Source organism: Serinibacter arcticus (assembly GCF_004786095.1).
In the GTDB taxonomy this organism is placed as follows: domain Bacteria; phylum Actinomycetota; class Actinomycetes; order Actinomycetales; family Beutenbergiaceae; genus Litorihabitans; species Litorihabitans arcticus.
In genome coordinates this window covers 66,462-79,304 of the sequence record NZ_RHPJ01000001.1, presented here as the reverse complement: position 1 = coordinate 79,304, position 12,843 = coordinate 66,462, and the positions used below count along the sequence as shown (strand labels likewise).

Genomic DNA, 12,843 nt, shown 5'->3' with positions numbered 1-12,843 from the left:
GGCCGGTCGGGTCACCGAGCGCCGGAGCGCGTCACGCGCAGCACCCGGAAGCCGCCGACGCTCGTGATCCGCTCGGTCGGCAGGCCCAGATCCTTCTCGATCCACCGCGCGAGCGAGTCGGCACCGAGGTTCTTCGAGACCACGAGGTGCGCGACGCCGTCGGGTGCCAGCCGAGGCAGCCACCGGCGCAGCATCTCGTGCACGGCGGGCTTGCCGATCCGGATCGGGGGGTTGGACCAGATCGCGGCGAACCGCACGTCCTCCGGCACGTCGTCCGGCACGACGGCGGTGACGTTCGCCGCGCCGTCGGCCGCCGCGTTGCGGCGCGTGAGGTCCAGCGCCCGCTCGTTGACGTCGACGGCCCACACGCGCGCCTCGGGCGCCGCGTGCGCCAGCGTGAGCGCGACCGGACCCCAGCCGCAGCCGAGGTCGAGCAGGTCACCCGTCGCCGGCGGCGGTGGGACGACGTCGAGCAGCAGCCGGGTGGCGTGGTCCAGGTGGTCGCCGGAGAAGACGCCGGGCGCCGTCGTGATCCGCACCTCGCGCCCGGCCAGCCGCACGTCGATCGTGCGCAGCTGGGCGGGGGAGGCGGGGCTGGCGGTGAAGTAGTGCTCGCCGTGACTCACCCGTCCAGGGTAGTGCGGGCCGGGCCGACCTCCTCGCGCACTGTCCCCACCCACGCCCGGGCGCGCGCTGGTGCGCCGTGAGCGCAAAAGCCTTCGCCGTCGCCGACCCGCGTGGGACGATGTCTCACCTATGACGAAGCACGAGAACCCCACCACCACCGCACAGCACGCGACGGCCGGCGACGAAGCCAGCCGCATCGTGGAGCGCATCCTGGCCAGGGCCGGGACCGCGGTGATGACCGGCGAGGCCGGTCACACCGATCACGACGGCGATCAGCTCGACCTCGTCGAGCGTTCCGCGCTCCGACGCGTCGCCGGTCTGTCCACCGAGCTCCAGGACGTCACCGAGGTCGAGTACCGCCAGCTCCGCCTGGAGCGCGTGGTGCTCGTCGGTCTCTACTCGGGCAACGCCGAGCAGGCCGAGATCTCGCTGCGCGAGCTCTCGGCGCTGGCCGAGACCGCGGGCTCCGAGGTCCTGGACGGCCTGCTGCAGAAGCGGCGCACGCCCGACCCCGGCACCTACCTCGGCTCGGGCAAGGCCGCCGAGCTCGCCGAGATCGTGGCCGCGAGCGGCGCCGACACCGTCGTCGTCGACGGCGATCTCGCGCCCTCGCAGCGACGCTCGCTCGAGGACGTCATCAAGGTCAAGGTCGTCGACCGGACCGCGCTCATCCTCGACATCTTCGCGCAGCACGCGAAGTCGCGCGAGGGCAAGGCCCAGGTCGAGCTCGCCCAGCTCGAGTACCTCCTGCCGCGCCTGCGCGGCTGGGGCGAGTCGATGTCCCGCCAGGCGGGTGGCCAGGTCGGTGGCGCGGGTGCCGGCATGGGTTCGCGCGGACCGGGTGAGACGAAGATCGAGCTCGACCGCCGCCGCATCCGCAACCGGATGGCGAAGCTGCGCCGCGAGATCGCCGCCATGGCACCCTCCCGCGCCACCAAGCGGGCCGTGCGCAACGCCTCGACCGTGCCCGCCGTCGCGATCGCCGGCTACACCAACGCCGGCAAGTCCTCGCTGCTCAACCGCCTCACCGGGGCGGGGGTGCTGGTCGAGAACGCGCTGTTCGCGACGCTGGACCCGACGGTCCGGCGCGCCGAGACCCCGGACGGCCGGGCCTACACCCTGGCCGACACGGTCGGCTTCGTCCGCTCGCTGCCCCACCAGCTCGTCGAGGCCTTCCGCTCGACCCTCGAGGAGGTCGGCGAGGCCGATCTGCTCCTGCACGTCGTGGACGCCTCCCACCCCGACCCCGAGAGCCAGATCGCGGCGGTCCGCGAGGTGCTCGCCGACATCGAGGGTGTCGACCAGCTGGTCGAGGTCCTCGTGCTGAACAAGACCGACCTCGCCGAGCCCGAGACGCTGGCACGCCTGCGCGTGGCCTCCGAGCACACGGTCGCCGTCTCGGCGCGCACGGGCGCCGGCATCGAGGAGCTGCGCGAGCTGGTCGCCACGCTGCTGCCGCGTCCCCAGGAGGCGATCGACGTCGTCGTGCCGTACACGCGCGGCGACCTCGTCAGCCAGGCCCACGACACGGGCGAGGTGCTGGACGAGGAGCACCTCGAGGAGGGCACCCGGCTCCGCGCCAGGGTCGACTCCTCGCTCGCCGCCGCCCTGCGCGACAGCGCCGTCGGCTGAGCCGGTGGCGTCGGCGGTGACGACGACGGCTCCGGGGATCGACGCGGCGCTGGACCTCGTGGTCGCCGATCGCGGCGGTCAGCGGCGCGAGGGTCAGCACGCGATGGCCCGCGCCGTCGGGGAGGCGCTCGAGGGGCGCACCCCGCTGCTGGTTGAGGCGGGGACCGGCACGGGCAAGTCCTTCGCCTACCTCGTCCCCGCGGTGCTGCGCGCGGTCACGAAGTCCGAGCGCGTCGTCGTCTCGACGGCCACGCTGGCGCTGCAGCGGCAGATCCTCACCAAGGACCTCCCGGCGGTCGCGGGCGCGCTCGCCGACGCGCTGCCGCGACCGGCCGAGGTGGCGCTGCTCAAGGGCTGGCACAACTACGCGTGCAAGCACAAGGTCTCGGGCGGCTACCCCGAGGAGACCGGCGCGCTGTTCGAGCTCGAGCCGGCGGCAGAGCACCCGGCGACCGACGGCGACGAGGGGCTCGGTGCCCAGGTCGTGCGCGTCCGGGAGTGGGCTGCCGAGACGGAGACCGGGGACCGGGACGAGCTCGTCCCCGGCGTCGGCGATCGCGCGTGGCGCCAGGTGTCCGTCACCAAGATGGACTGCATCGGCCAGCGCTGCCCGCTCCTGGCGGAGTGCTTCCCCGAGCGGGCGCGGGTCGCGGCCAAGGAGGCCGACGTCGTCGTGACCAACCACGCGATGCTCGGCATCGCCGCCTCGGGCTCGCCCAACGTGCTTCCCGAGCACCACGCCCTCATCGTCGACGAGGCCCACGAGCTCGTGGGACGCTCCCGATCGGCGGCGACGGCGGAGCTGTCCGGCCCGAGCATCGACCGCACCGCGCGCATGGTGCGTCGGCACGCGGGCGTGGTCGTGGCATCCCTGGAGGAGTGCGCCCAGCAGCTCGCAGCCGCGATCATCGCCGTCCCGCCCGGGCGCCTGCCCGACGGGCCGACGCCGCAGCTGACCGAGGTGATCACGCTGCTGGCCGCCGCGTGCCGCGAGGCCCTGAGCGCCACCAAGCCCTCCGGGGGTGGCGGCGGGGCCGGCGACGGCGGTGTCCAGATGGCGCGGTCGGCGCTCACCGTCGCGCTCGAGATCGCGGACCGGCTGCTCTCGGACAACGTCGCCCAGCGTCGGGACGTGCTGTGGTGCGACGAGCGGAGCGACGGTTCCAAGCGCCTGTTCGTCGCACCCCTGGAGGTCGCCGGGCTGGTGGCGGACCACCTGTTCGCCGACCACGCGGTCGTGCTGACCTCCGCCACCCTGCGGATCGGTGGCCAGTTCACACCCGCGGCCCACGAGGTGGGGCTGCACGACCCGGCCGGCTATCGCGAGCTCGAGGTCCCCGCGCCCTTCGACTACGGCAAGCAGGCCATCCGCTACGTCGCCCGGGCGCTGCCGACCCCCGCCGCCGGTGGCGGCGGACCGGAGGCGCTGGCCGAGATCGTCGGCCTGCTCGAGGCGTCCCGGGGCGGCTGCCTCGGCCTCTTCTCCTCGCGACGGGCCGCCGAGCGCGCGGCCGAGCACGTGCGCGAGGTGACCGACCTGCCGGTGCTCTGCCAGGGCGAGGACTCGATCGGTGAGCTCGTGCGTGCGTTCCGCGAGGACGCGGAGGCCAGCCTGTTCGGGACCCTCTCGCTGTGGCAGGGCGTGGACGTCGCCGGGCTCACGAACCGGCTCGTCATCATCGACCGCATCCCGTTCCCGCGACCCGACGACCCGGTCGTCCAGGCGCGGTCGGAGGTGGCCGCGTCGCGCGGTGCGAACGCGTTCCTGTCGGTCTCGGCCGCGCACGCCGCCCTGCTGCTCGCGCAGGGCACGGGTCGGCTCATCCGGGCGACGACGGACCGCGGCGTCGTGGCGATCCTCGACTCCCGCATCGCCACGGCCCGCTACGGCGGGTTCCTGCTGAGGTCGCTCCCGCCCATGTGGCCGACGACCGACCCCGCCGTCGCGCGCTCGGCGCTGCGGCGGCTCGCGCAGGAGGCGGTCGACGGCGCCGGGGTGGATCGAACGTCCCGGGCCGAGTCCGACGTCGACGCCTAGAGTTGAGGCCATGAGCCTCCCCACGGCCACCTCGCCCTCGTTCGCCCGCCCCGTCTCCACCGTCGCGATCGTCGGTGCCGGCTCCGTCGGTGCCACGCTCGCCTACGCCGCACTCGTGCGCGGTGCGGCCCGCCGCGTCGTGCTCTACGACGTCAACGCCGCCAAGGTCAAGGCCGAGGCGGCCGACATCGGGCACGGCATCGAGTTCATCTCGCAGGCCACGATCGAGGGCAGCGACGACATCGAGATCTGCCGCGACGCCGACATCGTCGTGTTCACCGCGGGTGCCAAGCAGCACCCCGGCCAGAGCCGCATGGAGCTGGCGGCCACGACCGTCGGGCTCGTCAAGAAGGTTCTCCCGACGCTCGTGGACATCGCCCCGCGGGCCGTCCACATGATGGTGACCAACCCCGTCGACGTCGTGACCTACGCCGCGCAGAAGATCACGGGGCTGCCGCCGAACCAGATCTTCGGGTCGGGCACGGTGCTGGACTCCTCGCGCCTGCGGTTCCTGATCTCCCGCGAGTGCGGCGTGGCCGTGCAGAACGTGCACGCGTACGTGCTCGGCGAGCACGGCGACAGCGAGGTGCCGATGTGGAGCTCGGCCAGCATCGGCGGGGTGCCGCTGCTGGAGTGGCTCGGCCCCGACGGCTCACCGATGTTCACCGACGGTGTGCGGGAGCGCCTCGGGCACGACGTCGTGCACGCGGCCTACTCGATCATCGAGGGCAAGGGAGCGACCAACTACGCGGTCGGTCTCGCGGTGACCCGCATCATCGAGGCGATCCTGCGCAACGAGCACCGCGTTCTCCCGGTCTCCACCCGGATCGACGACGAGTTCCTCGGCATCTCGGACGTGTGTCTGTCGATGCCGACCATCGTGGACGCCATGGGTGCGCGCGAGCGGCTCGGCCTGCCCATGAGCCAGCGCGAGATGGACCTGCTGCGCGTGAGCGCCGCCCACATCCGGGACGCCGCCCGGACGCTCGGCTTCTGACGGCCGAATTCTGACGGTCGACCTCGACTCCCACGGGGTCCGATGACGAACGGCCCGGCTCCCTGGGGAGCCGGGCCGTTCGTGCGCGGTGCGATCGAGCCGCAGTCCGCGGGCTGTCGTCAGACGCGACGCAGGACCGCGACGACGCGGCCCAGGATCTCCGCGTGGCGACCGTCGATGGGGGAGAAGGCGGGGTTGGCCGGGAGCAGCCACAGGGCGTCCGGCGTGCGCTTGAACGTCTTGACGGTAGCCTCGCCGTCGATCATGGCCGCGACGATCTCGCCGTTCTCGGCCACGTTCTGCGACCGGACGACGACCCAGTCGCCGTCGCAGATCGCGGCGTCGATCATCGACTCACCGACGACCTGCAGGAGGAAGAGGTCGCCGTCGCCCACCAGCCGGCGCGGCAGCGCGAAGACGTCCTCGACCGACTGCTCCGCGAGGATCGGGCCGCCGGCGGCGATGCGTCCGACGAGCGGGACGAACGAGGTGTCGGCGTCGCTCGGCTCCGGCAGCATCACGATCGTGGGACTGACGACGCCCTCGGCGCCGTCCACCTCACCGCTGGCGGCCGGAGCGCCGGTCAGGCTGCGTGCCGGCTGCCGGGCCGGGCGGGCGGCGGCCGCCGCGGCGTCGGCGCGCGGGGTCAGGCCGGGCGCGGCCGAGATGACCGTGGGCTCTCCCACCACCTCCATGGCGCGCGGGCGGTTCGGGTCGCGGCGCAGGTAGCCCTTGTCCTCGAGCTGCTGGAGCTGGTGCTTCACGCTCGAGGGTGAGTTGAGTCCGACCGACTGGCCGATCTCTCGCATGCTCGGCGGATAGCCGCGCTCGGCCACCGACGTCCTGATCACGTCGAGGACGGCGCGTTGTCGCACCGTCAGCACCCTGGGGTCCCGCGTCGCCATCTGTTTCTCCCTCGTCGACGACCCCGCCGCCCCCGGCAGGAGTCCCTGCCCGGCGTCGATGTCAGTGGTCGGTGATCTGCTGCTCGTAGGACAAGCGTACGACCGAGGCACTCCGAATCTGGGACACATGTTCGAACGGAGTGTCGACAACCGCGACGCCATGGCCTACTGTATCGAACAGACGTACGACGAACAAGGGTTCGAAGGGAGAAGCGCATGAGCACGGTCGCACTTTCCACGGGACGCATCACCGCACCGAGGTCCGAGGCCCGCACGACCGGTGGAGCCACCGCGGTCCGCCCCACGGCATCGGCGCGTCCTGCTGCCGTCCGTGAGGGTTCCGACCGTCCGGCCACGCGCATGCGCCTCACGCGACGAGGCCGTCTCGTCCTCGTGGGCCTCGGTCTCGCGCTCGCCGCCGGTGCGGGGTCGATCGCCGGCCAGGCCGTCGCGGAGGCGCCGATCGCCGAGCAGGCGACCACGACCGTCGTGGTCGGGCCCGGGGACAGCCTCTGGACGATCGCCCAGGGCATCGCCGCCCCCGGCGAGGACGTGCGTGACGTCGTGAGCGGTCTCGCCGAGCTGAACGAGCTCGACGGTCTCGGCCTGCAGGTCGGCGAGGAGCTCCTGCTCCCCGCCTCCTGACCGGCGGTCGTCTCACTGGGCGGTGAGCGTCGGTCGCTTCAGACTCGTTCCGACGGAGGGGATCGGGTGGCCGTGGAAGAATGGGCGGCCCGTGCCACCCCCTCGGGTGACGCGCCACCTGCGTTCGGAGTCGACGTGCACTGCCCGTACTGCCGCAACACCGATTCGCGCGTGGTCGACTCGCGCACGAGCGACGACGGCTCGTCGATCCGCCGACGTCGGCTCTGTCCGGCGTGCGGACGGCGGTTCTCGACCGTCGAGACGACCAGCCTGTCGGTCGTCAAGCGCTCCGGGGTCGTGGAGCCCTTCAGCCGGGACAAGGTCGTCTCCGGTGTCCGCAAGGCGTGCCAGGGTCGGCCCGTGACCGACGACAGCCTCGCGCTCCTGGCGCAGAAGGTCGAGGAGACGGTGCGCGCGAGCGGTGCCGCCGAGATCGACGCGCACGACGTCGGCCTCGCCATCCTCGGCCCGCTGCGTGAGCTCGACGAGGTCGCCTACCTGAGGTTCGCATCCGTCTACCAGGACTTCGCGTCCCTCGTGGACTTCGAGTCGGCGATCGCCGCGCTGCGTCATGACCACGCCTCACGCGCGGAGCGCGTCTCGGCCGGAGCGGTCGGTGCGCCCCCTGGCGAGGGTGGGGACGGGACCGACCTGCGGGACGAGGCGGCCGACGACGCTGCTCCCGCCACCGAGGTCGATCACGCATCTGCCGGCGGCACGGGCCCGGACGGTGCAGCCTCTGACGGCACCGCACCGGACGGCGCGGAGCGCGGGCGCTAAACGTGTGGCGTCGCGGCGCCGTCGCGACGATGCTTGACCCTGCGGGACAGTCCCGGCAGACGCGACGAAGGGAGTCGGTCATGACCGCTCAGCAGGACGAGCCCCAGAACGAGGTGTCGGAGAACGTGGTCCGGCAGGACGAGACGCCGGAGAGCGACGCGGGCGTCCAGGCTCCGAGCCAGGACACCAAGGAGCGCTTCCGGGCCGCGCTGGAGGCCAAGCGGGCCGGCCAGCAGGGCCGGGGCGCAGGTGCGCAGGATCGCGACTCGCTCGCCGGTCACGCCAAGGACGGTGCCCACGGCCACAAGGTGTTCCGCCGCAAGTCCGGCTGAGCGTCGGCCGCGGGTCCGGTCGGCGATCCGGGAGTGCGTCGTCGGGCGTCAGCCCAGGTGGCGCACCCGGATCGTCGTCGGCAGCTCGCCGATGCGATCGATGACCTCCGGCGTGACGCCGCCGACGACGTCGGTCACCGCGTACCCGAGCTGACCCCACGTGCCGAGCACCTGGTACTCCACGTTGGCGCCGCTGTCGGCGAGCGCGTCGTTGAGCTGGGCCATCACGCCGGGCACGTTGCGGTGCAGCAGCGCGATCCGCTCCGAGCCCTTGCGAGGGGCGTCGAGCACGAGGCCGGGGATGTTGACCGAGAGGTTGGTGGCACCGGACCGGTCGTAGTCGCGGAGCTTGGTCGCCACGAACTGGCCGATGTCGTGCTGCGCCTCCTCGGTCGACCCGCCGATGTGCGGGGTGAGGATGACGTTCGGCAGACCACGCAGGTCGCTCTCGAAGGCGTCGCCCTTGGACTTCGGCTCGTGCGGGAAGACGTCGACGGCCGCGCCGGCGAGCGTCCCGTCGAGGATCCGCTCGCGGAGCGCGGAGTAGTCCACGAGGAACCCTCGCGAGAGGTTGAGGAAGACGGCGCCGTCGCGCATGGCGTCGAACTGCGCCGTGCCGAACATGCCGGCGTTGCCCGGGCGCCCGTCCACGTGCAGCGTGACGATGTCGGCCTCGCCCAGCAGCGCGTCCAGGCTCGGCAGGCGGCGCGCGTTGCCGAGCGACAGCTTCTCGGCCGTGTCGTAGAAGACGACGCGCATCCCGAGCGCCTCGGCGACCACCGACAGCTGGGTACCGATGTTGCCGTAACCGACGATCCCGAGCGTGCGACCGCGGACCTCGTGCGCGCCGTCGGCCGACTTGTTCCACACGCCCTTGTGGAGCGAGGAGTTCTGCACGGTCAGGCGGCGCGTCAGCGCGATGATCTCACCGACCGCGAGCTCGACCACGGAGCGCGTGTTGGAGAACGGGGCGTTGAAGACCGCGACACCGCGGTCGGCCGCGGCCGTCAGGTCGACCTGGTTGGTGCCGATGCAGAACGCCCCGACCGCGTCGAGGGAGGACGCGGCGAGCACGGCCTCGGTCACCTGGGTCTTGGACCTGATGCCGAGCAGCGAGACGCCGTCGAGCGCCTCGATCAGCTCCGACTCGTCGAGCGCGCCCCTGAGGGACGTGACGTCGTAGCCGGTGTCCGTCAGGAGCTGCACGGCGAGCGGGTGGATGTTCTCGAGGAGGAGGGCGCGAGGCACGGGCCCATTGTGGACCCGTCGACCCGGCGCCCCAAATCAGGGCCGGGGGAGTCCCACAGGGTGGTTGCCGAGCATCGAGAGCAGTCGGGTGGCGCGCGTCATCGCGACGTAGGCGTCACCACGGGCCATCGCGCCGACGTCGAGCGCGAGGACCGCGTCGAACTCCAGGCCCTTGCTCGCCAGCGGGTCCAGCACGACGACCGGCGCGGTGAGATCCACGTTCGCCGGTGCGCCCAGTCGTCGGCGAAGGGCGACGACCTGGTCGGCCGGGGCGATCACAGCGACGGTGCCGCCCAGCGTCCGGGCGTGCGCGAGCTCGTCCTCGACCGTCCCGGCGTCCACCCGCAGCGCCCCCGGGAGGTCGCGGGCCGAGACGACCCGCGACGCGGTGAGCTCGACGCCCTCGCGCCGGGCTGACGCCTCGAGCACGGCGGTCGCGGCGTCCATGACGCTCTCGGGGGTGCGGTAGTTGATCGTCAGCTCCGCCAGGCGCCAGCTTCCGCGCACCGCGGTGTCGAACACGTCCGACCACCGGTGCGCGCCGGCCCCCGAGGAGGTCTGACCCGTGTCGCCCACCACGGTGAAGGACCGGCTCGGGCAGCGCCGCAGCAGCACGCGCCACGCCATGGGCGACAGCTCCTGCGCCTCGTCGACGACGATGTGCCCGTAGGTCCACGACCGATCGGCGGCGGCGCGCTCCGCGGTCGTCAGGATCGGACCGGTGTCGGCGAACCGGGCGGCGAGCATCTCGGCGGAGACCATGCCGCCGCCGGCGCCGGACGCCTGCATGGACTCGCGGGCGTAGGCGATCTCGGCGCGCTGCTGCGCGTCAGCCTCGGCAGCCACGCGCGCGCGCTCCGGATCGATGCGCTCGCCGATGAGCTCGGCGGCCTCGTCCAGCAGGGGGACGTCGGCCTCCGTCCACGGCGCGCCGCGGTCGCGTCGCAGCAGGGCGCGATCGGCGCGAGACATGCCGGGGGCGGCCTCGGCCAGACGCTCGGGACGCGCCCACAGGTCGCGGATCAGGCCCTCGGGCGTCAGGGGCATCCACGCCAGGTTCAGGGCCACGCGCACGTCGCGCTCGACCCTGACGTCCTCGGTGATGCCGGCGAGGTCCTCGCCCGAGACCTCCGAGCCGAGCTGCGCGGCGTACTGCCGTGCGAGCGTGGACAGCATCTGGCGCACGAACACCACGCGGGCGGCGTTGTGGGGCTGGTGCGCGCGGCGCGCACGGCCGCGGGCCGCGGCGACGTCGTCCGGCCGGATCTCGAGGTCGTGCGAACCCACGCGCACGGTCTGGATCCTGGCGGGCACGCGCTGCCGGGCGGCGACGGCGCGGGCGACGACACCGGCCATCGACGCGCGCCCCTTGACGCGCGCGACGGCGGACTCCTCGGTCGCGGTGGCCACGACGTCCGGCAGCAGGGTCGACATCGTCGTGGAGACGACGCCGGTCTCGCCCAGCGCGGGCAGGACCCGCTCGATGTAGCTGAGGAACGCGTTCGAGGGTCCGACCAGCAGGACGCCGGAGCGCGCCAACCGCTCGCGGTGCGCGTAGAGGAGGTAGGCGGCCCGGTGGAGGGCGACGGCGGTCTTGCCGGTGCCGGGTCCGCCCTGCACGACGAGCACGCCCTCGACGTCGGAGCGGATGATCTCGTCCTGCTCGGACTGGATGGTGGCGACGATGTCGTGCATCCGGCCGGTGCGGTGGGCGCCGAGGGCCGCCAGCAGCGCCCCCTCGCCGGACAGGCCGGCGCGCGCGTCGTCGTCGAGCTGGTCGACGTCGAGGACGTCGTCCTCCACACCGGTCACGACGCGGCCCCGCGTGGCGACGTGCCGACGGCGCACGACGCCGCCGGGGTTCGCCGCCGTCGCCTGGTAGAAGGGTCGTGCCGCCGGGGCGCGCCAGTCGGTCAGGACGGGGGTGTGGTCCTCGTCGGACAGGCCGATGCGCCCGACGTAGCGCGAGACGAGAGAGCCCTCGTCCTGCCCGTCGGCGGCGAGGTCGATGCGCCCGAACAGCAGGCGCTGCTCGACCGCGTCGTAGGTGGCCAGGCGATCGGCGTACAGGCTCGAGAACGAGTCGCGCTCCGAGCGCGCCTGGTGGGTCCCGCTGTAGCGGACGGCGCGCACCTGGGCCAGCTGCGCGCGCGTCTGCTCGCGCAGGGCGTCGAGCCGGGAGTAAACGTCGTCGACGACGATCTGCTCGACCTCGAGCTGGGCGGCGAGCACGCCGTCGTCGTCGTCGATCTGCCCCGCACGGTCCACGCTGCCTCCTCGACACCGGCCACGCCTCGACCGGCCGTCCATTATTGCCCATCGAGCGGTGCCCGGTGCACCGTCGCGACGTCGCGCGCGGGGGGAATGCGACCGGCGGGGACCGCGTTGATCCTGGCAGGAACGGCACGGCCCCCGGGCGGTGCGCAGCGGAGAGGACAGACGATGGAGCCCAGCAGCATGTATCGGTGGGAGCTCGAGGGATCGGGTCGTGACCGACGCGGTCGGCACGCCGCACGACCGCAGGTCGAGACGCCGGACGACCTCGACCGCGACGCCGCCGTCCGTGACACCACCGTCCGAGACGACGCGGCCGAGCCCTTCGGCACGATCGCCGCGCCGCACGACGGCGCCGATGCCGGTGCCGGGGACGCGCTGACCCCCGACGACGTGGCAGCGCCCCGCACCCCCCGCACGCTGGACGAGGCCCGCGCCGCCGTGCTCGTGCACGCGATGCGGGGCGGGATGGACGCGGGCAGCGCCGGGTCGCTCGTGGCCGCCCACCTGCTCGCCAGCCACCCGAGCACCCGGGTCGCGACCTTCGACATCGACGAGCTCATGGACTACCGCTCGCGCCGCCCGACCATGACCTTCACCTCGCCGAGCTACACGGACTACGACGACCCGGTCCTCGCGCTCGACCACGTCGCCACGCCCGAGGGCGGGCTGCTGCTCCTGCACGGTCCCGAGCCCGATCTGCGCTGGGAGGCGTTCTCGCGCGCCGTGCGCGAGATCGTCGAGCGTCTCGGCGTGAGCACGACGGTCGGCGTGCACGGCATCCCGATGGGGGTGCCGCACACCCGTCCCCTGGGTGTGACGGCGCACGGCAGCCGCGAGGGTCTCGTCGATCCGCAGGCCGACATCTTCGGCACGGTCCAGATCCCCGGCAGCGCGAGCGCGCTCGTGGAGTTCCGCCTCGGGCAGTGGGGGCACGACGCGATGGGCTACGCCGTCCACGTGCCGCACTACCTCGCCCAGGCGTCCTACCCCGCGGCGGCGAGCGAGCTCCTGCGGAACATCTCCCGGGTCACGGGGGAGGAGCTGGACACGTCCCCGCTCGATGCCGCGGCGGCCTCCGTCGCCGTCGAGATCGACAAGCAGATCGAGGACTCCCCAGACGTCGCCGCGCTCGTGCAGGCGCTCGAGACGCAGTACGACGCCTATCAGGAGGCGTCGGGTCGCAGCCTGCTCGCCTCGGCGGACGTGCCGTCGGCCGACGAGCTCGGAGCGCAGTTCGAGGCGTTCCTCGCCGAGCAGGTCGAGGCCGAGAACGACGACGAGGAGCGCCCGGAGCGCTGATCATCCTGTCGATCCCGGTGGCGTTCTCGATCCGGTGTCTGACACAATGAGGACGTTGCACAC

General features: G+C 73.1%; 10 protein-coding genes and 1 pseudogene. 7 read left to right on the top strand and 4 right to left on the bottom strand.

The window, feature by feature from the left end; genetic code table 11:
- Positions 1 to 11: 11 nt before the first annotated feature.
- Positions 12 to 626 carry a class I SAM-dependent methyltransferase gene (locus SERN_RS00380; RefSeq protein WP_233251366.1) on the bottom strand — a complete coding sequence of 205 codons (615 nt, stop codon included), beginning with the start codon at positions 624 to 626 and terminating at the stop codon, positions 12 to 14.
- A 130-nt stretch (positions 627 to 756) separates the two neighbouring features.
- On the opposite strand from SERN_RS00380, the gene hflX reads away from it, so the two are divergent.
- From hflX to SERN_RS00365, 3 genes are read left to right on the top strand one after another with little or no spacing between them, the layout of a single operon-like run.
- On the top strand, positions 757 to 2,259 hold the full coding sequence (gene hflX, locus SERN_RS00375) for a GTPase HflX (protein WP_135848176.1): 1,503 nt from the start codon (positions 757 to 759) through the stop codon (positions 2,257 to 2,259).
- A gap of 16 nt (positions 2,260 to 2,275) precedes the next feature.
- Entirely contained in the window at positions 2,276 to 4,297 is a 2,022-nt protein-coding gene (locus SERN_RS00370; protein WP_233251365.1) for an ATP-dependent DNA helicase, read from the top strand.
- A gap of 10 nt (positions 4,298 to 4,307) precedes the next feature.
- A complete protein-coding gene (locus SERN_RS00365; protein ID WP_135848175.1) occupies positions 4,308 to 5,294 on the top strand; it encodes an L-lactate dehydrogenase in 987 nt (328 codons plus the stop codon).
- 119 nt (positions 5,295 to 5,413) lie between these two features.
- Here SERN_RS00365 and lexA read toward each other — a convergent pair whose 3' ends face one another.
- Positions 5,414 to 6,199, bottom strand: a complete 786-nt coding sequence (lexA, locus tag SERN_RS00360; RefSeq protein ID WP_135848174.1) for a transcriptional repressor LexA — start codon at positions 6,197 to 6,199, stop codon at positions 5,414 to 5,416.
- A 216-nt stretch (positions 6,200 to 6,415) separates the two neighbouring features.
- Here lexA and SERN_RS00355 point away from each other — a divergent pair, with 216 nt between their 5' ends.
- From SERN_RS00355 to SERN_RS00345, 3 genes and pseudogenes are all read left to right on the top strand, one after another.
- Complete coding sequence (locus tag SERN_RS00355) at positions 6,416 to 6,844, top strand: LysM peptidoglycan-binding domain-containing protein (RefSeq protein ID WP_135848173.1); 429 nt, start codon at positions 6,416 to 6,418, stop codon at positions 6,842 to 6,844.
- A gap of 135 nt (positions 6,845 to 6,979) precedes the next feature.
- A pseudogene (gene nrdR, locus SERN_RS00350) lies at positions 6,980 to 7,465 on the top strand (transcriptional regulator NrdR); the annotation flags it as partial.
- A gap of 239 nt (positions 7,466 to 7,704) precedes the next feature.
- Positions 7,705 to 7,956 carry a DUF5302 domain-containing protein gene (locus tag SERN_RS00345; protein ID WP_158292526.1) on the top strand — a complete coding sequence of 84 codons (252 nt, stop codon included), beginning with the start codon at positions 7,705 to 7,707 and terminating at the stop codon, positions 7,954 to 7,956.
- Between the two features lie 48 nt (positions 7,957 to 8,004).
- Here the strand turns inward: SERN_RS00345 and serA are convergent, their stop codons facing one another.
- Together serA and SERN_RS00335 are read right to left on the bottom strand one after the other, a co-directional pair.
- On the bottom strand, positions 8,005 to 9,204 hold the full coding sequence (serA, locus tag SERN_RS00340; protein WP_135848171.1) for a phosphoglycerate dehydrogenase: 1,200 nt from the start codon (positions 9,202 to 9,204) through the stop codon (positions 8,005 to 8,007).
- Positions 9,205 to 9,240: 36 nt separating this feature from the next.
- Positions 9,241 to 11,472, bottom strand: coding sequence for a HelD family protein (locus SERN_RS00335; RefSeq protein ID WP_233251364.1), 2,232 nt, complete (start codon positions 11,470 to 11,472; stop codon positions 9,241 to 9,243).
- Positions 11,473 to 11,646: 174 nt separating this feature from the next.
- On the opposite strand from SERN_RS00335, the gene SERN_RS00330 reads away from it, so the two are divergent.
- Positions 11,647 to 12,780, top strand: a complete 1,134-nt coding sequence (locus SERN_RS00330; RefSeq protein WP_233251363.1) for a proteasome assembly chaperone family protein — start codon at positions 11,647 to 11,649, stop codon at positions 12,778 to 12,780.
- The last annotated feature ends 63 nt before the right edge of the window (positions 12,781 to 12,843 follow it).

Excerpts from the sequence above, each read along its gene's own strand:
- lexA (WP_135848174.1), bottom strand. The coding sequence starts at position 6,199 with ATGGCGACGCGGGACCCCAGGGTGCTGACGGTGCGACAACGCGCCGTC.
- hflX (WP_135848176.1), top strand. The coding sequence starts at position 757 with ATGACGAAGCACGAGAACCCCACCACCACCGCACAGCACGCGACGGCC.
- SERN_RS00330 (WP_233251363.1), top strand. The coding sequence starts at position 11,647 with ATGGAGCCCAGCAGCATGTATCGGTGGGAGCTCGAGGGATCGGGTCGT.
- SERN_RS00355 (WP_135848173.1), top strand. The coding sequence starts at position 6,416 with ATGAGCACGGTCGCACTTTCCACGGGACGCATCACCGCACCGAGGTCC.
- SERN_RS00365 (WP_135848175.1), top strand. The coding sequence starts at position 4,308 with ATGAGCCTCCCCACGGCCACCTCGCCCTCGTTCGCCCGCCCCGTCTCC.
- SERN_RS00345 (WP_158292526.1), top strand. The coding sequence starts at position 7,705 with ATGACCGCTCAGCAGGACGAGCCCCAGAACGAGGTGTCGGAGAACGTG.